This is a genomic window from Streptomyces sp. NPDC056738, assembly GCF_042790435.1.
Taxonomy (GTDB): Bacteria; Actinomycetota; Actinomycetes; order Streptomycetales; family Streptomycetaceae; genus Streptomyces.
The window spans coordinates 1-18,507 of sequence record NZ_JBHTZF010000001.1 but is presented as its reverse complement, the minus strand read 5'-3'; the positions used below and the strand labels follow the sequence as shown (position 1 = coordinate 18,507).

Below are 18,507 nucleotides of genomic sequence, written 5' to 3'. Positions count from 1 at the left end.
TGGACGAAGCGGCGCGGCCCCTCATCTCCCGGAGCGGAGGCCGGGGCGCGAGGTGTACGTTGCCGACGGGCCGAGGAGGAGACGTTTGACATCCTCCCTGCCCTAAAGGGCGGGGATTCCCGCCTGGCTGCCGGTGGTGACCGGCTGGGCCTTCGGGTGGGTTCCCCGTTCAACGGGCCGTGCCTGGCGTGGGGTTTCCACTCCAGGGCTGACCGGCCCTCCAGGGGCGTTTAGCCTCTCCGCCTGCCCGGCGGCGAGGATCACTCGCGACGCATTGAGGTCACGATCATGTTCGGTACTGCAGCCTTCGCACCGCCAGATGCGTACGTGCAGCTGCTTCGTCCCGTCCACGACCCAGCACACCGAGCACGTCTGCGAGGAGGGCAGCCAGCGGGAGACGATGCCGGCATGCCGGCCGTAGCGGGCTGCCTTGTCCGCCAGCACGCGGCGGAACATGCCCCACGCGGCATCGTGCACAGACTTGGCGAGCCGGGTGCGGGCCAGGCCGGAGACCGCCAGGTCTTCGAGGTAGACCGCTTGGTTGTCGCGGACCAGCCTCGAAGCGCTCTGGTGGCACCAGTTCCTGCGCGCATCGGCCACCCGGGCGTGCGCACGAGCGACCTTCAGCCGGGCCTTGGCCCGGTTCCTCGACCCCTTCGCCTTGCGGCTCAACGCCTGCTGCGCCTTCCTCAGCCTCCGCTCGGCACGCCGCAGGAAGCGCGGATTGTCGATCACCCGCCCGTCGGACAGAACGGCGTAATGCATCAGCCCCAGGTCGATGCCGACCTCGGACGTGACGGGCGCGAGCGGCTCGGGCTCGACCTGCACGACGAAACTCGCGAAGTACCGGCCCGACGGATCCTTGATCACGGTCACCGAGGATGGAGCCGACGGCAGCTCCCGGGACCAGCGGACCCGGACGTCCCCGATCTTTGCGAGGTTCAGCCGCTTGTTGTCCCGCAGCCGGAACCCGTTCTTCGAGAACCGGACCGACTGCCGCGTCTCCCGCTTCGACTTGAACCGGGGCAGGCCCACACGGCGACCACGCCGCTTCCCCGACACCGACGCGAAAAAGTTCGCGTACGCCGTATCCAGGTCCCGCAGGGAGGACTGCAAGGCGTCCACGGACACCTCGGCCAGCCACGCCCGCTCGGGCGTCCGCTTCGCCTCCGTGATCACCCGCCGTGCCAGAACACCCGTCGGGATACGCGACCTGTCCGCCTGGTAGGCGGCCTTCCTCGCGGCCAGCGCATCGTTGTAGACCACCCGGGCACAGCCGAACGTACGGGCCAGCGCTATGCGCTGACCCGGCGTCGGCTCGATCCGGAAAGAATACCGCAGATGCACGCGAACAACCTAACGGCCGCCACTTACAACGCCGCTCCGCCCAAGGGGCGAACCGGCTTTCCCTGCCCTGCTCCGCAGGAGCTTCGTTTCCTCCCCAGCCTGAAGGCCGGGGTATCCACGAAGGAGACCTGATGACTGCCGGTGGCTTCTCGTCGAAACGGCTGGTCCGGGTGCGGGAACTGGCCGAGCGTCACGTCGACGCCGGCTTCGTCCCCGGGATGGTGGTCGTCCTCGCCCGGCACGGCCAGGTGCACGTCGAGGCGACGGGCACGCTCGCGTTCCAGGGCGCGGGCTCGAGGACGCCGATGGCGGGCGACACGATCTGCCGCATGGCCTCGATGACGAAACCGGTCGTTGCTGCGTGCGCCATGACCCTCGTCGAGGACTGCACCCTGCGCCTCGACGACCCGGTTGACGATCTCCTGCCGGAGCTGGCGGACATGACCGTGCTCGCCGATCCCGGTGGACCACTGGACGACACCGTCGCGGCGGAACGCCCGATCACGCTGCGGGATCTGCTGACCTACACCTTGGGCACCGGCATGGTCCCGGCCGAACCGGGAACGGTCCCGATCGCGGACGCGCTGGACGCACTCGGCAGGCCGCCGGCGGACGAGTGGCTGGGCCGGCTCGGCACGCTCCCGCTCGTCCATCAACCGGGTGAGCGCTGGATGTACGACACGGCAGCCGACGTGACCGGCGTGCTCATCGCCCGGGCGACGGGCATGTCCTTCGGGGACGCCGTACGCGAGCGGATCTGCGGTCCGCTCGGCATGAAGGACACCGCCTTCAGCGTGGCCGGCGAGAGCACCGGCCGGCTGGCGACGGCGTACGAGCGCGACGACGCCGACGGTGAGCCGGTGGTCGAGGACGGCCCCGACGGGCGGTGGAGCAGGCCGCCGGTGTTCGAAGGAGGCGGCGGCGGGCTCGTCTCGACCGCCGAGGACTACCTCGCCTTCGCCTCGGCCCTGCTCGCGGGCGGCGCCCGCAACGGCGAGCGGGTGCTCTCGCGGCCGTCGGTCACCCTGATGACGAGCGACCACCTGACACCGGCGCAGAAGGCGGTCTCCGGGTTCTGGCCGGGGTACTTCGCCACGATGGGCTGGGGCTTCGGGATGTCGGTACGCACCCACCGCACGCACCTGGGCCCCTCGGCCGGGAGCTACGGCTGGCCGGGTCTGTACGGCACCGCCTGGTACAACGATCCCGCCGAGGACATGACGGCGATCTTCGTCATGCAGCGGGCCCACGCGGGGGACCAGAGCCTGCCGATGTGGCAGGACCTCTGGACCGCCGTCTACCAGGCCATCGACGACTGACCGCGACGGCAACGCTCCTGAGTCACCGTTCGAGGACGATGCGACGGCCGAACCGAGGAGTGGCCCGGGACCGAGCCGGTGCCGCGGCGTGGAACGGGGCCCGTGACCGAGCCGGTGCCGGCGGGCCGGACCGGGGCCCGGGCCGTAGCCCCTTTGGGTGTGTCCCCCGCCCGTAGCGGCCCTGGCGCTGCTTGAATCATTTTATGACTAAACGTGACGATGAGGGTCTTTTCGGCAACCGGTTCCTGACCAAGCCCGCTCCCGCGGAGACCTTCCCCGAGGAAGGCATGTCCGCGACGGACGCGATGAGGCTCGTGGACGTGGATCTCGCCATGGAGGGCGACCCGCAGCGCAACCTCGCCACGTTCGTCACCACCTGGATGGAACCTGAGGCGCAACGGCTGATCGCCGAGAACCTCCACCGCAACTTCATCGACCACGCGGAGTACCCCATCTCCGCCGAGATCGAGCAGCGGTGCGTGCGCATGCTCGCCGACCTCTTCCACGCGCCGGGCCCGACGGCCGGATGCCGGACCCAGGGATCGTCCGAGGCGATCATGCTCGGCGCGCTGTCGCTGAAGTGGAAGTGGCGCGAGCGCCGCCAGGCGGCCGGCCTGTCCACCGACCGGCCCAACCTGATCTTCGGGGGAGACGTCCACGTCGTATGGGAGAAGTTCTGCCGCTACTTCGACGTCGAGCCGCGGATCGTGCCGCTCGCCGAGGGCAAGTACACGATCGGCCCGGAGGACGTGGAACCCCACCTCGACGAGAACACGATCGGTGTCGTCGCCGTCCTCGGCACCACGTTCACCGGCCACAAGGACGACGTCGTCGGGATCGACAAACTCCTGCGGGAGGTCCGCCAAAAGCGGGACCTCGACATCCCGATCCACGTCGACGGCGCCAGCGGCGCGTTCGTGTGGCCCTTCCTCTACCCGGACTCGAAATGGGACTTCCGGCTCGAACAGGTCCGGTCCATCAACGTCTCGGGGCACAAGTACGGCCTGGTCTACCCCGGCATCGGATGGCTGGTCTTCCGCGAGGAGTCCGACCTGGCCAAGGACCTCGTGTTCTACGAGAACTACCTGGGCAAGACCGACGCGACGTTCACGCTGAACTTCTCCACCGGCGCCTCGATGGTCCTCGCGCAGTACTACAACTTCGTACGCCTGGGCCGTCAGGGCTACACCTACGTCATGAAGATGATGCAGCAGAACGCCCGCGCCCTGGCGGACAACCTGCGCGACAGCGGCCGCTTCGAAGTGATCGGCGCCGACCTCGAACAACTGCCGCTGGTCGCCTTCCGCCTCGCCGGCGAGCACACCTACGACGAGTCCGACATCGCCTGGCAGCTCTCGGCCGAGCGGGGCTGGATGGTGCCGGCGTACACGCTCCCGCCCAACGCGGAGCGGGTGAAGATCATGCGCGCCCTGGTCAAGGAGACCATGAGCCGCGAGCAGATCGACCGCCTGGGCCAGGACATCGCCGACGCGTGCCGCACGCTGGACGCCAAGGGCGCGACCCACGGGACCGAACGGGCCCAGGTCAAGCGCGGCACCGGCTACTGACGCACCGCCCCCAAGAGCCGTCGGACGACCGGACACCGACGACGACGGCCCCGCACGGCCACGGCTCCGGCTCCGGAAGGTGAGGAACCATGCCGACCCCTCAGGAGGAAGGCGGCTACGCCGAGGCGCTCGCTCACGCGGAACGCCTGCTCGGCATCCCGCTGGAGCGGTTCCTCGAACCCACCCCGGGCGAGCCCGCCAACGGGGCGGGCTTCAAACGGCTCGCCACCGTGCAGACCTTCGGCGCTGCCTGGCCCCGCGACGAGGTCCTCGACACCCGCACCCGCGCCCTGGTCTCCGTCACGATCGCCGCCGTCCTCGGCACCCTGGAACCCCTGCGCGGACAGCTCCGCATCGCGCTGAACAACGGTGCCACGCCCGAGGAGGTCGCCGAGGTGTTCATCCAGATCGCCGCGTACGCGGGAGCCGCGCGGGCCTTCGAGGGTACCGGATTGCCGCGGAGGTGTTCGCCGAGGCGGCGCAGGACCGGTGACCGGGCGGAACGGCCGGCTCCTGAGGACCGGGACCTTGGTCCGGCCGGGAGGCCCGGCGTCGGGGGTGCGGTGGTTCAGGGCGGCTGGTCACGCTTGGCCCAAGCGCTGCGAAATCGGCCCGAGCCGACGGCGTGTCCGGTTCAGGCCAGCGGTTTGTGCATCACGATGCAGGGCCGGCCCCACTGGATGTCGCGGCGGCGGTCGATCTCCTGCCAGCCCAGTGCACTCCAGAAGGCGGAGGCCGAGGGGTTGTTCTCCAGGACGGCGATCCTGAGACCGTCCCGCCCCTGGCGGCGGAACCGGTCCTTGACAGCCGCCACGAGCAGTCGGCCGATGCCCCGGCGGCGCTGGTCTCCGTGCACGATCAGCAGCCCGATCCAGGGGTATCCGTCCGTGGGGTGCCGGTCCAGCAGACAGACCAGTCCGACGGCCCGGCCCTCGGCGTCACGGGCGAGCAGGACATGGCCTCCCTCGCCGCCGGCCTCCTCGCGCAGGTCGGCCTCGATGTGGTCGGGCGCGATGTGCTCGGGGTCGTACTCACCAGAGCTGCGGTAGTACTCGGGGTTGCTCGCGTAGATGCCGACGGCCTCGGCGATCTCGTCCGGGGTGAACCCCATCGGGGTGAGAGTCGGCATGGCCACGAGGAAAGGGTAGCCAGGGCCGCACCCGTCCCGAGCTCGCACGCAGAGGCCAGAAGCCCGCCCCACCACCGACGCAGCCCGTCCTCCCAGTCCTGGACGACACCGGGTGTCAGACCCAGCCTCTCGTAGTGCCGTGGCTGGTCGCCGATGCGTGCGTGCATGCGCTCTTCTCTCTGTTCGCGGGCGGGAGCCGCCGGTGGCCGGGGTGTTCGGCGGCCGGTCAGGCACCCCGGAAGACGGGCGCCCTGCGCTCGATCAAGGAGGCGACGCCTTCCGCGGCGTCGCCCGTGGCGAAGAGCCGCGGGCCCACCTCGCCGCGCAGGGCGGCCGCCGACCTCGCGAGGGGCCCGGCCAGAACGGTGCGCGCGTCGGCCAGGGTGGCCTCGACCGCGAGCGGGGCCTGTGCCGCGATCCGGTGGGCCAGTTCCAGCGCCCGGTCCAGGTGCTCGCTGGCGGGGACCACCTCCTGCACCAGGCCGATGCGCCAGGCCTCGTGTGCGTCGAACTCGTCACCGGTGAGGAGGTAGCGCATGGCGTTGCCCCAGCCGACCCGCTCGGGCAGCCGTATCGTCGCGCCGCCGAGCGCGACGATGCCCCGGCTCACCTCCTGCTGCCCGAAGGCATCCCCTCCGCTGGCGCGCTGTTCCGGGAGGCATGTCCCGACCGGCGCAGCGCGCCGCACCTGATGGTCGCCGAGGCTGATGCCCGCCCCCTGCCGGCTCACCAACGCACGTACCGGTCCTCACACTCCACCTGATGGCGGCAACACCTGACCGCGCGGCCGCGAAAGCCTGGACCCTCCACGGACGAGACGGCGGCCTCTACCAGCGCGGCGGATACCGGATCACCTCAGTCGAACAAGCCCTCCCCGAACTCGGCGAACTCTTCTGATCCGACAGAACCCGTTGACGCCCATCCCCGAGATGCATGTCCAGCGCAGCGCCCGCTGCGCGTTGTCAGTGGGCTCTGCCAGGGTGTGTGCCGTGGACGAACGGGTGGAACGTGTCGACGATCAAGACCGTTTGCTGGGGTGGTGGTCAGCCGACGGCAGGCCATCCAGGAGGGCTGGCTGCACCGGATCGCCGTGACGGTATGCCGTGATGAGCGTGACCGGATCCTCGTCCACCGACGGTCTGAGCACCTTTCGCGCTTCCCCGGGCTCCACGAGGTCATGGTCGGTGGCGCCGTGAATGTTGGCGAATCCTATGAACAGGCCGCCGCGCGGGAGCTGACCGAGGAGCTGGGCATCCGTGCACTGCCACGCCTGCTGTTCACGTTCATCAACCGCAGCGGCTTGAGCCCTCACTGGCTCGGCGTGCACGAAGCCGTGGTGCCGGACACCGTGACCGCCGACCCCGATGAGATCGCCTGGCACGACTGGCTGACCGAGCCGGATCTGGGATCGGCGCTACTGGAATGGTCCTTCACCCCCGACAGCCACGAAGTTTTCAGCCGGTACCTTGCGTCCCGGACTACCCGGTCCTGACCTTGTCTGTGGTCTCGTTGCGGTCGTTCAGTTCGGCGCGCGGGACTACGAGTTGGTGCGTGAAGCGGGTGAGGCGTGTTCGGCCTGGCCGTGGCCGGTTTTCAGACGTTAGTGGTGCGGTCGGAGAGGCCGGCGATGGCGCGGTAGGTGTCGGGCAGGACATCTCGCCGGTGTGTCCAGCGGGTCAGTTGCTTCCAGCGTTTGTGATCAGCGAGGGCGTGTTCGACGGTGATGCGGTCGGACGAGTGTCCGTGTCGGTCCCGTTCCCACTGCTCGACTCTGCCGGGCAATGCTCCCGGCCGCGGTTTTTGGGCGGTGTGATCGCTTGGCCGCGGTGGTCGCGGCTCAGGCCGAGGTAGCCGTCGTCCAGGAGGACTTCGACGTCGGGGAAGTGCTGGAAGCAGACCGCGATGCCTTCGTGCGGACGCCCGTGGCGTCGTGCATACGCCCAGGTCGCAGGGCGCTGGCCCTCACCGCCCCGATCAGCACCGAGGAGATCCGCCGGACGGTGACGCCCTGGCTGGACCTCGCCGCCGACGGAGGGGGCCGCTGGGACGGCGGCTACGACCCGTACAACTTGCCTGCGCTCGCCGGGTTCACCTGGCTGCTCTCCTTGCTGCCGCCGCACCCCGCATCCATCCGCACCCTAGGAGACCTGGTCGAACGTGCGCCCTTGCGAACCCCGCTGATTGGCACTGCTGTACGCGCCCTGGCCCGCGTTCCTCAACAAGCGGGTCGCTCCGAACTGGAGCGGCTTTCTGGTCGCGTCCGACACAAGGTGACGCAACGACAGATCCGTAAGCTGGACGCTTGAGCCGAGAGTGTCTACTGGTGATCTTTGGGCAGAGCCGTTCATGGATCGAGCATTGGCCGTGCTACATCGTGCGGTCAACCACGGTCAACGACGGCTTGCCGCGGTCGAGATGTGCCGCTCACCCGGGCCACCGCTATAGCCGTAGTGACCTGGACAGACATGCCGACAGCTACGTCCGCCCTTACAAGGCGGCGTGTTCCCGACGCATGAGCGCCGTCTCGACCGAAAAGAGGGCTTGCGCGCCGGCTCCCATGCTTTCCCAGGAGTGCTGTTACTCACTTTCGGGTGACGACTCGATGCCGGGTGGGGTGGCGCTGCATGGCGAACAGTGCCCGAAGGCCAACTGCGGCAGGGTCGCTGAAGCCGAGCATGCGTCAACTTCGCGCATATGCAGTATGGATGGCTCTTGCAGCCAAGTGTCACGGCGATGCGGTTGATCGGTAACGCACCCCGGATGGCGTTCACATCCTGACGAGTCGGCGGGCATGGTGTGAATGCGCGGCCGGCCGGCCGCCACCCGCACACCGCACAACCCGGCACCCACCAGGGCGTTTCAGGGCTGTGCCCGCACCATTGCAGGGGGATTCCCGATGACCGTTTCCACGTCTGCCCGTCGCCTGACCGCTGCCGCGCTGACCGCCGCTGCCATCACCGCCGCGATCGCGGTCCCGGCATCGGCCGCTGATCCCCGCCCGCACCGCCAGGCGGTGGAGATCAGCGATGTGCAGTACGACTCGCCGGGCCGTGACGACCGCTCCAACCGCTCCTTGAACGCGGAGTGGGTGGAGATCACCAACAACGGTCGCCGTGGCGTGAACCTGGATGGCTGGACCCTCTCTGACCGGGACGGCCACACCTACACCTTCGACCACTACCGCTTGGCCGGCCGTGCGACGGTCCGTGTCCACACCGGCATTGGCCGCGACAGTCGCACCGACCTGTTCCAGGACCGCCGCGCCTACGTGTGGAACAACGACCGCGACACCGCCACCCTGCGCAACGACCACGGCCGCTTCGTCGACGACGCCTCCTGGGGCCGCCACCACTTCCACCGCTGACCGGACCTGAACCACCCGCTCGCCCGGGACTGCTCCTCGCCGGGCGAGCGGTGGTAACGCCGGTGCGGCCGGGCCAATCACCTGAGGCCCGGCCCGCTGTTCGGTTGCGCGCTTCTACGGTGGTGACGGCGTGGTGAAGGCGGCGTGGAGGGGTTGAAACGCCCGCTCAACGCGCGTAGCGCAGCCGGTGGGCAGTGCGCTTACCTCAAGAACGCGCATCTCCAACCCCCCACATCCTTTGGAGAGTTCATGTTCCGCCGCACCATGTTCGGCCTGCCCACAGTTTCCCTCGTCATCCTCGGCCTGGCTGCCGGGCCGGCCCTGGCCGAGCCGCCCGCACCCCCGTCGACCGCGACCGCACGCAGCGAACTCGCCGCCCTGAGCGTAGCCGCCCCGCACTCCATGGACGGTTACGCCCGCGACAAGTTCGACATCTGGTCCACCCAGCCCGACGGATGCACCACCCGCCAGGACGTCCTCGCCCGCGACGGCAAGAACATCCAAGACCAGCCGAACACCTGCCAACCCACCAGCGGCGCCTGGTACTCCGCCTACGACGACACCACCGTCACCGTCGTCGCCCAGGCCACCATCGACCACATGGTCCCCCTCGCCGAAGCATGGCGCTCCGGCGCCGACACCTGGACCGCCGAGCAGCGCAAAGCCTTCGGCAACGACCTCAAAGACCCCCAGCTCCTCATCGCCTCCGAGTCATCGAACTCCTCCAAGTCCGACAGCGGTCCGGCCGACTGGAAACCCACCAACCACGCCTTCTGGTGCACCTACGCCAAGGACTACACCCACATCAAAGCGGTCTGGAAACTGACCACCACCGACGCCGAGAAGGGCGCACTGTCCTCCATGATCGACACCTGCGCCAACTGAGCACGACCTGAACCAGGTACGGGCTGCCGGAAAAGCTCTGCGTGCCTCAGCGCAGATACTCCTGGCAGAGCGCAGGCAGAGCCGGCCCGCAACGCAAACACAGGCAAGGGAGTTGGCCTCGCCATGGACAACTACGACCACCTCGATCTCGACGAGATCGACTTTGCGTCGATGGACGATCAGACCGAGAGACTGGCCCTGCTGACATTGCAGGAAGCACACGACCTGCTCCAGCTCCTGCTGACGATCGGGCAGGATGGACATTCCCTCTCGCCGCAGGCGAACCGGCTTGCGAGGGAGATCGCCGCGCGGATCCCGTCAGAGAACTGACGCCTGCCGCGTCACCGGAATCGGCGCTCCGCATCCTTCGCGTGCCGTGCGTGGGACAGTCGCGGATCCGGCCGAGGCGGCTGGGGGCGTCGTTGTCTGCGCGTGTTCATCCATCGCGGCCTGGTGATCCGAGCCGGATCGTTGACATTGCCCACGCAACTCGCATCCTCCATTCTTGAAGTGATCACCGCTGAGAAGAACCTCACTCAGGAATGGGAATGCGCAAGGCTCCACCGCCTCCGAAGTCGAGCCAGAGGACGCCTGGATGCCGCGCGATTCGGAAGGCGACATCCCCGCAAGTCGGGCAACGGGCGACCGATGCGGCTCCCATGCCGTAGACGTGGAGGGCCCCCACAGCGCTGTCGGTTCCGCAACCTGGGCATAGGCGCTGCGCGGTCGTCAGATCTACGGCGAAGACCTCCGACAGCGGGCCGGCGAGCACGTTCCCATCTTGCATGGTCATGGCTGTCTCCTGGATCAAGCTTCAGCCGAAGCGCTCGGTCCGCACCTGGTCCGGGCGGTGTCCGAGCGCGACGAGGATGTTGGCGCACCGCTCTACGAATGCTGTGGGACCGCAGATGAAACACAGCGGTCCCACAGCCGGGTCGAAATCGTTGAGCCGGAGGTCCCCCTCCGCGATCCGGCCGACCGGGCGTGTTGCACCTTCAGGGGCCTGCCGGGTGTAGATGTAGTCCACCCCCACGCCCGCCTGGTCGGTGAGGGCGTCCAGCGCGTCGCCGAACCAGCGTTCCTGCGGGCTGCGCAGGGAGTAGACAAGACGGAACGGCGGTCCTGCGGACTGTGCGACACGGGTCCGCAGCATCGCAGCCAACGGGGCTACGCCCGAGCCGCCAGCGACGAGCAGGACCGGCTCTACACGGTCTGGGCGCCACACGAACCAGCCGCCCAGAGGCCCACGAATCTCGATCTCAGCACCTTCGGGAAACTCCTCGGCCAGGTACGGCGATACCTCGCCGTACGGGGCGGGCTGCACGGAGATGGAGATCCGGTCGCCGTCCACCGGCGCCGAGAGCGAGTAGCTGCGAACAGCCTGGTAGCCGTCATCGGCGGTGAGCCGGACATCGATGTGCTGACCGGACAGGTGACCCGGCCAATTCGGGACCTGAAGGTGCAGTGTCCGGGCTGTGTCCGATTCCTCGGTCCGTGACACCAGTTGAGCTGTGGTCCAGTTGCCCATCGTGGCCTCCCGGTCAGTCGCCCCACGTGCGCTGCTCGCTCCAGGGGTCGCCGTAGTCGTGATAGCCCAAGGACTCCCAGAAGCCTTGCTGGTCGTTGACCCGCAATTGGATTCCACTGACCCACTTCGCGGACTTCCACAGATACAGGTGCGGGACCAGCAGTCGTACGGGCCCGCCGTGCTCGGCCGCAAGGGGGCTTCCGTCGTAGGTGTGGGCGATCCACGCCTTGCCCGCCTGCAGGTCCGCCAGCGGCAGGTTGGTCGTGTAGCCGCCGTAGGACTCGACCCATGCGTACCGCGCGTCGGTGACGACGCCTTCGAGGAGAACATCCAGGCTCACCCCGCGCCACTGGGTGCCGAACTTGGTCCAGCGGGTAACGCAATGCAGGTCGGTGGTGAAGTCCTCCTGTGGCAGCGCCATCAACTGGGGCCACGTCCAGGAGCGTTGGGCACCGGCTTCCGTCGTCAGGGTAAAAGTCCAGCCGTCGGTTGCGATGACGGGCGTGGGGCCGGCAGAGAGCACCGGGAAATCCTCAGTCACGAACTGGCCCGGGGGAAGGCGGTCCCCATCACCACGTCTCCGGGTGCGGAAGCCGGGGGTCAAACCACGCACGATTGCCTCCCTGATGAGAGTCTCAGGCGCCGCTCGCGCGACGCGGTCGTCAGTCCTTCCAGCCGCGCTGTTCGCGCCAGGGATCGCCGTAGTTGTGGTAGCCCGCTGACTCCCAAAAGCCTGGCTTGTCCACGTTGCTCAGCGTGAGCCCGTTAAGCCACTTGGCCGACTTCCACAAGTACAGGTGGGGCACGAGCAGCCGTGCCGGCCCCCCGTGCTCGGGCGACAACGCAAAGCCGTCAAAGCTGTGCACGATCCAGGCCCGACCGCCCAGGATGTCCACCAGAGGCAGGTTGGTGGTGTAGCCGCCGTAGCTGTGCGCGACTACGAAGGCATCGGTCGTGTCGACCTGGCCCAAGACATCTTCGACAGCGATCCCGCGCCAGCGTGTGTCGAACTTTGACCAACGAGTGACGCAGTGCAGGTCGGCGGCGATGTCCTGCTGTGGCAGCGCCATCACCTGGGTCCACGTCCACACTTTCCGGTCGCCAGCCTGGGTCGTTACCGTGAACCGCCACTCATCGGTGCTGATGCGCGGCGTCGTGCCCCGCAGAAAGCACGGGAAAGTCCTCGGTGGGATATTGGCCCGGAGGGAGACGGCTGAGATCGAACCCCTTCTTGCCGCGGAAGCCGGGGGTCACGCCCACACCGGGCTCCTTCCTACAACACCAGAGCCGGAGGACCGGTCTGCATGCGGGACATTCCTGGCACCGAGTTCGCAGCGTCCACAGCCGCCTGGACCCATATGGTGGCATTTGGTACCGACTTTATGTGGTTCCCGCGCTCGGCGCGCGACCTGCAGCAACCTACGAAGAATCGAAGTGTCGGGCGACGAAGGCCGAGGGCGCGGTTGCGCTGGTGGCGAGGGCGATCGCGACATCGGGCCAGGACGGCATGGGAGCTGGAGCGCGGTCCGCTCGCGCAGAGGCCGGGCGGACTGGCGGTGGTTGCTGCCCGAATCGGAGACTGATCGACCAGGGACCGGACAAGCGTGCGGCGCAGTCGCGGGCTTGGACCGTGACTGCCGGCCACACAGTAACCCGAGGCTGTCGTTCACCGGCGGTGTGTCTATCCGCGCCCTTCGGCATGCAGGATGTTGACCAACTGCACCCGCGATTGGATTTTGAGCTTGCTGAAGACCAGACGTAGGTGGGTTCCGACTGTATTCACGGACACGCCGAGTTCCTTGGCGGCAGATCGGTTGGTGTGCCCGCTGGCGACGAGGGCAGCCACACGACGCTCCGCTTCAGTGAGCGCGCCCCAGCCTGAGCTCGGGCGGGCGGCCGCGGCTGCCCACTTGGCGCGCCGACGGGTGCCTGCGTCGCTCATAACGCTCTGGACCTTGTTGCGGTACTTGATTGCGCCGATCCGGTCGTAGTTGTCCCATGCGCTGTCCAGCTGCGCGAGTCCGGCGGAGCGGTCCCCGATTGCCAGCAGCGCCTCTCCGTAGCTCTCCGCCCCGAATGCGCGCAGAAGCGGACGGGGGCTTCGGGCGAGCACTTGCGCAGACTCGGCGATCAGCGAAAGGTCGCCGGTGCTGCGGCCGCGGACGTTGAGAGCCAGCCCTTCGAAGCTGGCGACACCCGGATTGCGCTCAGCGGCGATTTCGGCTTCCTGCACGACCATGTCGGTGAAGCGCTGATCTGCCGCCGCGGAGCCGACAGCGAAGAACAGGCCCATCCAACACGGCCACAGCGGCCAGTAGTTGCAGGTCTTCGCATCGCCTGACATGAGTGGGCCGAATGCGGCCGTCGCGGCGGCGATATCGCCTTGGCTTACGCGAAGCCAACCACGCATAACCATCAGCGCCGGCCGGCATACCTCGTTGTCGGCGCCCGCCAGCCGCTCGGCGGCAGCGAACCGGGTGGCACCGACCTCCGTGTCCCCGCGCAGCAGGGCGACCGCAGTCTGCACGACGATCGCGTCCAAGGCATAGAGATTGTTTCCCAGCTCCCGCCCGAACTCGAGCAGGGTCCGCGCCCCCGCCTCGGCCTCGTCACTGCGGCCGAGGTTGTAGTCCTGCCAGATCTGGGCGCACTGCAAGGCCGGCAGGATCGCTGTCGTGCGGTCCGCGCTGTTCGCCCTGGCCTCATCGAGCAAGGTCTGGGCGTGGTCGTAGCGGTCGAGGAACTGAAGCTCCGTGATCTCATCAGACAGGTGGAGGGATCCCCTCAAGGTCCGCAGCTCGCGGAACGACTTCAGTGCTTCCCGGTGAAGAGCTCTGTTACGTGCCGCTTCACCGGAGGCACGCAGCGCGAGGACGATCGCCTCAGAGTCGGCGCTCGCACGGGCGCCCTCCAGTGCAGCCTCGGCCAACTTCGCTGCGTGCTGACCGCTCAGCAAGCGGCTGTTGGCCAGTGCACTGGCAGACCGCAGTCGCGCCTCCACCGTGGGGGCCAGCGGACCGTTGGCCAGCACCCGCTCGACCCGGGTGAGCAGCTGACCGAGCCGGCCGCCGAGCCAAAGAGCCTGGGCCGCCTCGCTCTCCACCTCGCCAGCGACGTTCGTGTCGTCGATGCGCGCGAGGATCCGGTCGGCGACATTGATGGCATCGTCCGTCCGTTCGGTGCGGCGCAGCACCGACAGACATCGCCGCCCCATCGCCAGCCACTCCTCGTGCTCGCGAGCCAGGATGCGGAACGCACGTACGGCAAGGTCCCCCGCGTCGTCGGGGCTGACGTCCTCCAGGCGCTCCGCGGCGGTCACGAGGATGAGGGCGCTGGTGACGTCGCCAGGCATTGCCGCATCGCTGGCATGCGCCGCGGCGAGGAGCACGTCGCCCTTCGACTCGAAGTAGTACCTGGCCAGCCGACGATGGAATGTGCGCACATCCTCGCGCGGCATCGCCGCGACAATCGCGTCACGCACAAGATCGTGAGGCGTCGCCATGGAATCACCGTCGGCTTCGATCAGCCCGGACGCGCATGCTTCGGCAACTGCATCTCCCACGCCAGCGTTGTCTGCGGTCGAGAGCATGTACAACGCTTCTCGGGGCGACACAGGTCGACCGGCTACGGCCACAAGGCCGACCAGCGTCCGCGCGTCATGGCTCACCTGCGACAGACGCTCGGCGACGGCGGTGTTGAACCGCAACGAGAGGGTGTTCTGGTTTCCGGGCACCTCGGCCAGTGCCAGGTCGTCGAGGAGTTGCGTGGCGAGCAGCGGGCTGCCGGCTGCTGCGTCGAGGAAACTGCGGGTGCGCGCGTCCGGTAGGCGACCGAGCCGATCCTGGGCGATGTCCACCAGGTCGGCGGTCGTCAATGGCGCCAGCCGAATGTGTTCGATCGAGCCTGGGTCCGATCCCGCCAAATCGGTAAGAGCGTCCTCGTCGCGGCTGGCGAACAACCAGAGGACGGGCAGGCCGAAGAACCGGTCGAGAAGCATCCTCGTGATGAACCGGCTGACACGATCCGCCCACTGCCAGTCATCGAGGCACACGAGCACAGGCCCTGATGCCACAGCGGACTCAAGCACGGCAGCGATCCGCTCGGCGAGCAGCAGTGGCTGGCCGGAAAGTGCGACGATCTGCTCGTACTCCTCGGCATCCACCAGGGGGGAGCGGCCTTTACGCAGCGCGGCGATCACTGGCGCGCCCGGGGTGACCTGGTCCATCGGCTCACAGCCGCCGGAAGCCACCCGTACGTCCATCCGGGCAGTTTGGGAGGACACCTCTCGCAGCAGAGCCGTCTTGCCGATACCCGGCGGCCCGCTCACCATGATCAGGCTGCTCGATCCATGGTGTACTGCGCTTCGGACGGCACTGATGGCATTGGCCACCGGTTCGCTTCGGCCGCGCAACGGTCCCGGATACACGCGCACCACCGTGAAATTTTCCGCGCCGCAGCGAAACGGCGCTCGAGGCGGCGCCGATCTCCATCGTCAGATGAAGTACCGGCATGGACACTGCGAAGGCATGCGAGGAACAGAATTTTCCGCGCCCAGCATAGGCCGGACTCTAGATCAAATACCATGATCGAAATTCAGTGCGGCGGTTCGCATGGCAGGTAGGCCAACCCGCGGGTGGTGTGAGACTTACTCGCAGTTACGTGTATAAAGCACCGGCTGCTCCGGGGGGTTCGCCTCTGGCGCGGGAGCGAGGGGCTCACGCTGCGCCGTTGTCGCGGCCAGGCCGCCCAGGGGCAGGGCAATCCGCCATGCTCACCCCGTCTTGGGTGAGCGGCCGCCTGTAGCCGTTGTTTGCGCTGGTCAGCGCAGTCTGAGTGGTTCGGACTCGCCGGCGATCTGCTACGCCGCCCTCGACTCCATCACGTAAACAGGTGAGGGATTGGCCCCGTCAGTGAGGTGATGATGGTCGTGGTGATGGTCCTCGGACTCGAATCCCGTGGAGCGTGGCCCCCGGTTCCCGGAAGCTCGCGACAATGCACCGTCCACGCGTTTCGACCGACTTCGAACACCACGTCAGATGTTCGCCCGCATGACGCCTTGGGCCCGAAACAAGAGCTCGGACCTGCGGCAGGTCATAAATCCGGCCTGAGTGCCACACGAGGCCATCAGGCGGAAAGCCAACACACTGCAATTTGCCGGTTTCCGGGTTTTCCTGAAGGAGGAAATCATGACGGACAAGGCCAGCATTGTTTTCGCGCACGGGCTTTGGGCTGACGGCTCGTGTTTCAGCAAACTCATCCCCACGCTTCAGGCCGAGGGGCACACGGTCTGGGCCTCGCAGCACGGCCTCGACTCGCTCGAGGGAGACGTCGCGTGCGTCACCCGCGGCATCAACCACGTTCCTGGGCCGGTCGTGCTCGTGGGTCACTCGTACGGCGGCACCCTGATCACCAAGGCGGGCATGCACGACCGTGTCGGCGCGCTGGTGTACATCTGCGCGCTCGCCCCGGACGAGACCGAGACCTCGCAGGATCAGCAGAACAAGTTCGACAAGACGCCGGTGTTCGGGCACATCGAGGTCGCCGACAACCGCGTGTACCTGAAGGAGTCGGGCATCGGCCACTTCTGCGGCGACCTGCCCGAGGCCGAGCAGAAGCTAGTGCTGGCGACGGGTGCCGTGCCGATCGCCGACATCTTCGACCAGCAGGTGCCCGGCACCGCCTGGCGCACGAAGCCGAGCTGGTTCATCGTGGGCAACCAGGACGAGACGGTAAACCCTGAGCTGCAGCGTGCTGCCGTCGCCCGCATGGGTGCACACCCTCGCCCCGTCGACAGCAGCCACGTGCCGATGCTGTCACAGCCCGATTTCGTCCTCGACGTCATCCGGGAAGCCGCCAAGTCCCTCTGACGCAAGGCTGGCGTACAAGCCCCACAACGAGGGCAAGCAGGGAGGCAGCCGGGTCCTGCCTCCCTGCCACGCGGTCGGCACCCTTCCTGGCCCCTGAGGCTGCGTTTGAGATCTGCCGTGTCACGTTGCTGAAGCGTTCGTTGGGCGCACACTGAGCGGTGTTGGGTGTGGGTATCCGTCGGACCTGACGAATGAGCAGTGGGCGCTGGTGGAGCCGTTGCTTCCTGACGTGGCCGTGCTGGGCGTCTTGGTGCAGGACTGCATCCATCAGCGCCGAGCGGCTCCTTCAGCAGGGCATGCTCACGGACGACACAGTCTTGACCGCTGCTCGTGCAATCACGGCGCTGCCGAACTGTGGTACGGAATCGTGGTCGAGTCGATTGCGAAGGTCTCCGACCTGACCTACTGCGGTTCAGACTGATGTCCAACGGCCCTGCTGGGGCCCGTCGGCGACAGGGAGATGATCTCGCCCCGGTAGAGCTGCGTGAGGGTCGAAGACCGATACGGCCGATGACGTGGGACGGCCCAGGAGGTGTCGCGGAAAGCGCTTCATCTCGCCGACGATGTAGGGGCCCGCGAAGGAGGTGAACTCGGTCGCGGGTGAGTTCGAAGCGGTCGATGCCCTGATGAGTCCGATCATGCCGACCTGGACGATGAATCGCAGGGCATGCCTCGCTCGCTCAGGTGCCGGAGCCGTCAAGACGATTTGCAGCGGGGTGACATGCGTCCGTGGTGAGGGGGCACCCGCGATGGCTATGCAGGTAAATCAGACGTATGCCACGAGTAACCCTCCTGTTCGGGACGGGCTTTGGGCGCGCCCCACACCACGGCCCGCCGAGGGAAGGCACCGGCGCACCAAACGGCGTCGGGGCCGATGGCATCGCAGGCTGCTTGCCTATCGCGGCGTCGAGATCCTGCTGTCTTCCTCGCCGGAGGACGCAAGTGGGGAGTGCCTCCTGCTGGTGCACATCCGCAGAGTGATCGGGCGGGTGACCTATCGCGCGTGCGAGGCGTGCGCCGAGGGCGTGATCACCGATGTCACCCTGGACGAACCCTTCCGCGACTGCGGACTGGGCACCAGAGCCCTGTCACGTCTGCATTCCCAGTATCCTGGCATCACCTGGCGCACCACACTCGACACCCGGCTCACCCGCGCCCTGCTGCGCCGGATGCGCGTCCCCAGGACGACCGGGGGAGGGAACTGCCCCCACGGCCGGCCTGGCGTCGCTGCCCCTGCTCGTGGTTGAGAGCCCTTCAGTCCCGAAGTCGCCATCGATGCAAGCACACGCCTCTGGACCGGCTGGTCGCTTACGTCGGCCGCGACCCCGCTTGGGCGCCTCCCGTTCAGCTGCGTTGATGAGTGTGTGCGGCGTCGTCCTCGCTTGACGGACCGGCGGGGGGGGGGGGCCCGGGCCCCCCCCCCCCCCCGCCCGGGGCCCCGGGCAAAATGGACACCCACCCCCCCCCCGGGGGCGGCCCCGGCAACCCCGGCCCCCCCCC

The 18,507-nt window shown here is 67.9% G+C and carries 16 protein-coding genes and 5 pseudogenes; 11 read left to right on the top strand and 10 right to left on the bottom strand.

The window, feature by feature from the left end:
• Positions 1–102: 102 nt before the first annotated feature.
• Positions 103–1,347 (bottom strand): RNA-guided endonuclease InsQ/TnpB family protein, encoded by a 1,245-nt coding sequence (locus ACFRIC_RS00105; protein ID WP_382778180.1) that lies wholly within the window; start codon positions 1,345–1,347, stop codon positions 103–105.
• Between the two features lie 131 nt (positions 1,348–1,478).
• Here ACFRIC_RS00105 and ACFRIC_RS00100 point away from each other — a divergent pair, with 131 nt between their 5' ends.
• From ACFRIC_RS00100 to ACFRIC_RS00090, 3 genes and pseudogenes are all read left to right on the top strand, one after another.
• A complete protein-coding gene (locus ACFRIC_RS00100) occupies positions 1,479–2,666 on the top strand; it encodes a serine hydrolase domain-containing protein (protein WP_382778179.1) in 1,188 nt (395 codons plus the stop codon).
• Positions 2,667–2,869: 203 nt separating this feature from the next.
• Positions 2,870–4,234, top strand: a complete 1,365-nt coding sequence (locus tag ACFRIC_RS00095) for a glutamate decarboxylase (protein WP_382778178.1) — start codon at positions 2,870–2,872, stop codon at positions 4,232–4,234.
• Between the two features lie 89 nt (positions 4,235–4,323).
• Positions 4,324–4,614: pseudogene (locus tag ACFRIC_RS00090) on the top strand (carboxymuconolactone decarboxylase family protein); the annotation flags it as partial.
• Positions 4,615–4,868: 254 nt separating this feature from the next.
• On the opposite strand, the gene ACFRIC_RS00085 reads toward ACFRIC_RS00090, so the two are convergent.
• Both ACFRIC_RS00085 and ACFRIC_RS00080 read right to left on the bottom strand, forming a co-directional pair.
• A complete protein-coding gene (locus ACFRIC_RS00085) occupies positions 4,869–5,363 on the bottom strand; it encodes a GNAT family N-acetyltransferase (RefSeq protein WP_382778853.1) in 495 nt (164 codons plus the stop codon).
• A gap of 226 nt (positions 5,364–5,589) precedes the next feature.
• Positions 5,590–6,051: an enoyl-CoA hydratase-related protein gene (locus ACFRIC_RS00080; RefSeq protein WP_382778852.1), complete on the bottom strand. Its 462-nt coding sequence runs from the start codon at positions 6,049–6,051 to the stop codon at positions 5,590–5,592.
• Between the two features lie 74 nt (positions 6,052–6,125).
• Between ACFRIC_RS00080 and ACFRIC_RS00075 the strand changes: the two genes are divergently transcribed.
• A complete protein-coding gene (locus ACFRIC_RS00075) occupies positions 6,126–6,260 on the top strand; it encodes a hypothetical protein (RefSeq protein ID WP_382778177.1) in 135 nt (44 codons plus the stop codon).
• Between the two features lie 32 nt (positions 6,261–6,292).
• A pseudogene (locus ACFRIC_RS00070) lies at positions 6,293–6,855 on the top strand (NUDIX hydrolase).
• A 101-nt stretch (positions 6,856–6,956) separates the two neighbouring features.
• On the opposite strand, the pseudogene ACFRIC_RS00065 reads toward ACFRIC_RS00070, so the two are convergent.
• Positions 6,957–7,317 (bottom strand): annotated as a pseudogene (locus ACFRIC_RS00065) (transposase); the annotation flags it as partial.
• Between the two features lie 46 nt (positions 7,318–7,363).
• On the opposite strand from ACFRIC_RS00065, the gene ACFRIC_RS00060 reads away from it, so the two are divergent.
• The 4 genes from ACFRIC_RS00060 (at position 7,364) to ACFRIC_RS00045 (ending at position 9,942) form a co-directional block, all read left to right on the top strand.
• A complete protein-coding gene (locus tag ACFRIC_RS00060) occupies positions 7,364–7,669 on the top strand; it encodes a hypothetical protein (RefSeq protein WP_382778176.1) in 306 nt (101 codons plus the stop codon).
• A gap of 590 nt (positions 7,670–8,259) precedes the next feature.
• A complete protein-coding gene (locus ACFRIC_RS00055; RefSeq protein WP_382778175.1) occupies positions 8,260–8,727 on the top strand; it encodes a lamin tail domain-containing protein in 468 nt (155 codons plus the stop codon).
• Positions 8,728–8,976: 249 nt separating this feature from the next.
• Positions 8,977–9,612 (top strand): DUF1524 domain-containing protein, encoded by a 636-nt coding sequence (locus ACFRIC_RS00050; RefSeq protein WP_382778174.1) that lies wholly within the window; start codon positions 8,977–8,979, stop codon positions 9,610–9,612.
• Between the two features lie 123 nt (positions 9,613–9,735).
• Positions 9,736–9,942 (top strand): DUF6417 family protein, encoded by a 207-nt coding sequence (locus ACFRIC_RS00045; protein WP_382778173.1) that lies wholly within the window; start codon positions 9,736–9,738, stop codon positions 9,940–9,942.
• 202 nt (positions 9,943–10,144) lie between these two features.
• On the opposite strand, the gene ACFRIC_RS00040 is transcribed toward ACFRIC_RS00045, so the two are convergent.
• The 5 genes and pseudogenes from ACFRIC_RS00040 to ACFRIC_RS00020 form a co-directional block, all read right to left on the bottom strand.
• Positions 10,145–10,399, bottom strand: a complete 255-nt coding sequence (locus tag ACFRIC_RS00040; RefSeq protein ID WP_382778851.1) for a DUF6510 family protein — start codon at positions 10,397–10,399, stop codon at positions 10,145–10,147.
• 27 nt (positions 10,400–10,426) lie between these two features.
• Positions 10,427–11,140, bottom strand: coding sequence for an FAD-binding oxidoreductase (locus tag ACFRIC_RS00035; RefSeq protein WP_382778172.1), 714 nt, complete (start codon positions 11,138–11,140; stop codon positions 10,427–10,429).
• Between the two features lie 13 nt (positions 11,141–11,153).
• A complete protein-coding gene (locus tag ACFRIC_RS00030) occupies positions 11,154–11,753 on the bottom strand; it encodes a molybdopterin-dependent oxidoreductase (protein WP_382778171.1) in 600 nt (199 codons plus the stop codon).
• 49 nt (positions 11,754–11,802) lie between these two features.
• Positions 11,803–12,400 (bottom strand): annotated as a pseudogene (locus tag ACFRIC_RS00025) (molybdopterin-dependent oxidoreductase).
• A gap of 421 nt (positions 12,401–12,821) precedes the next feature.
• Positions 12,822–15,575, bottom strand: a complete 2,754-nt coding sequence (locus ACFRIC_RS00020; protein WP_382778170.1) for an AAA family ATPase — start codon at positions 15,573–15,575, stop codon at positions 12,822–12,824.
• Positions 15,576–16,248: 673 nt separating this feature from the next.
• Between ACFRIC_RS00020 and ACFRIC_RS00015 the strand changes: the two genes are divergently transcribed.
• Positions 16,249–17,007, top strand: coding sequence for an alpha/beta fold hydrolase (locus ACFRIC_RS00015; protein WP_382778169.1), 759 nt, complete (start codon positions 16,249–16,251; stop codon positions 17,005–17,007).
• A gap of 498 nt (positions 17,008–17,505) precedes the next feature.
• Here the strand turns inward: ACFRIC_RS00015 and ACFRIC_RS00010 are convergent.
• Positions 17,506–17,665, bottom strand: a pseudogene (locus ACFRIC_RS00010) (sigma factor); the annotation flags it as partial.
• A gap of 304 nt (positions 17,666–17,969) precedes the next feature.
• Here ACFRIC_RS00010 and ACFRIC_RS00005 point away from each other — a divergent pair.
• Positions 17,970–18,254 (top strand): N-acetyltransferase, encoded by a 285-nt coding sequence (locus ACFRIC_RS00005; RefSeq protein WP_382778168.1) that lies wholly within the window; start codon positions 17,970–17,972, stop codon positions 18,252–18,254.
• Positions 18,255–18,507: the final 253 nt, after the last annotated feature.

Excerpts from the sequence above, each read along its gene's own strand:
- ACFRIC_RS00095 (WP_382778178.1), top strand. The coding sequence starts at position 2,870 with ATGACTAAACGTGACGATGAGGGTCTTTTCGGCAACCGGTTCCTGACC.
- ACFRIC_RS00075 (WP_382778177.1), top strand. The coding sequence starts at position 6,126 with ATGGCGGCAACACCTGACCGCGCGGCCGCGAAAGCCTGGACCCTCCAC.
- ACFRIC_RS00055 (WP_382778175.1), top strand. The coding sequence starts at position 8,260 with ATGACCGTTTCCACGTCTGCCCGTCGCCTGACCGCTGCCGCGCTGACC.
- ACFRIC_RS00100 (WP_382778179.1), top strand. The coding sequence starts at position 1,479 with ATGACTGCCGGTGGCTTCTCGTCGAAACGGCTGGTCCGGGTGCGGGAA.
- ACFRIC_RS00035 (WP_382778172.1), bottom strand. The coding sequence starts at position 11,140 with ATGGGCAACTGGACCACAGCTCAACTGGTGTCACGGACCGAGGAATCG.
- ACFRIC_RS00085 (WP_382778853.1), bottom strand. The coding sequence starts at position 5,363 with ATGCCGACTCTCACCCCGATGGGGTTCACCCCGGACGAGATCGCCGAG.
- ACFRIC_RS00050 (WP_382778174.1), top strand. The coding sequence starts at position 8,977 with ATGTTCCGCCGCACCATGTTCGGCCTGCCCACAGTTTCCCTCGTCATC.
- ACFRIC_RS00045 (WP_382778173.1), top strand. The coding sequence starts at position 9,736 with ATGGACAACTACGACCACCTCGATCTCGACGAGATCGACTTTGCGTCG.
- ACFRIC_RS00040 (WP_382778851.1), bottom strand. The coding sequence starts at position 10,399 with ATGCAAGATGGGAACGTGCTCGCCGGCCCGCTGTCGGAGGTCTTCGCC.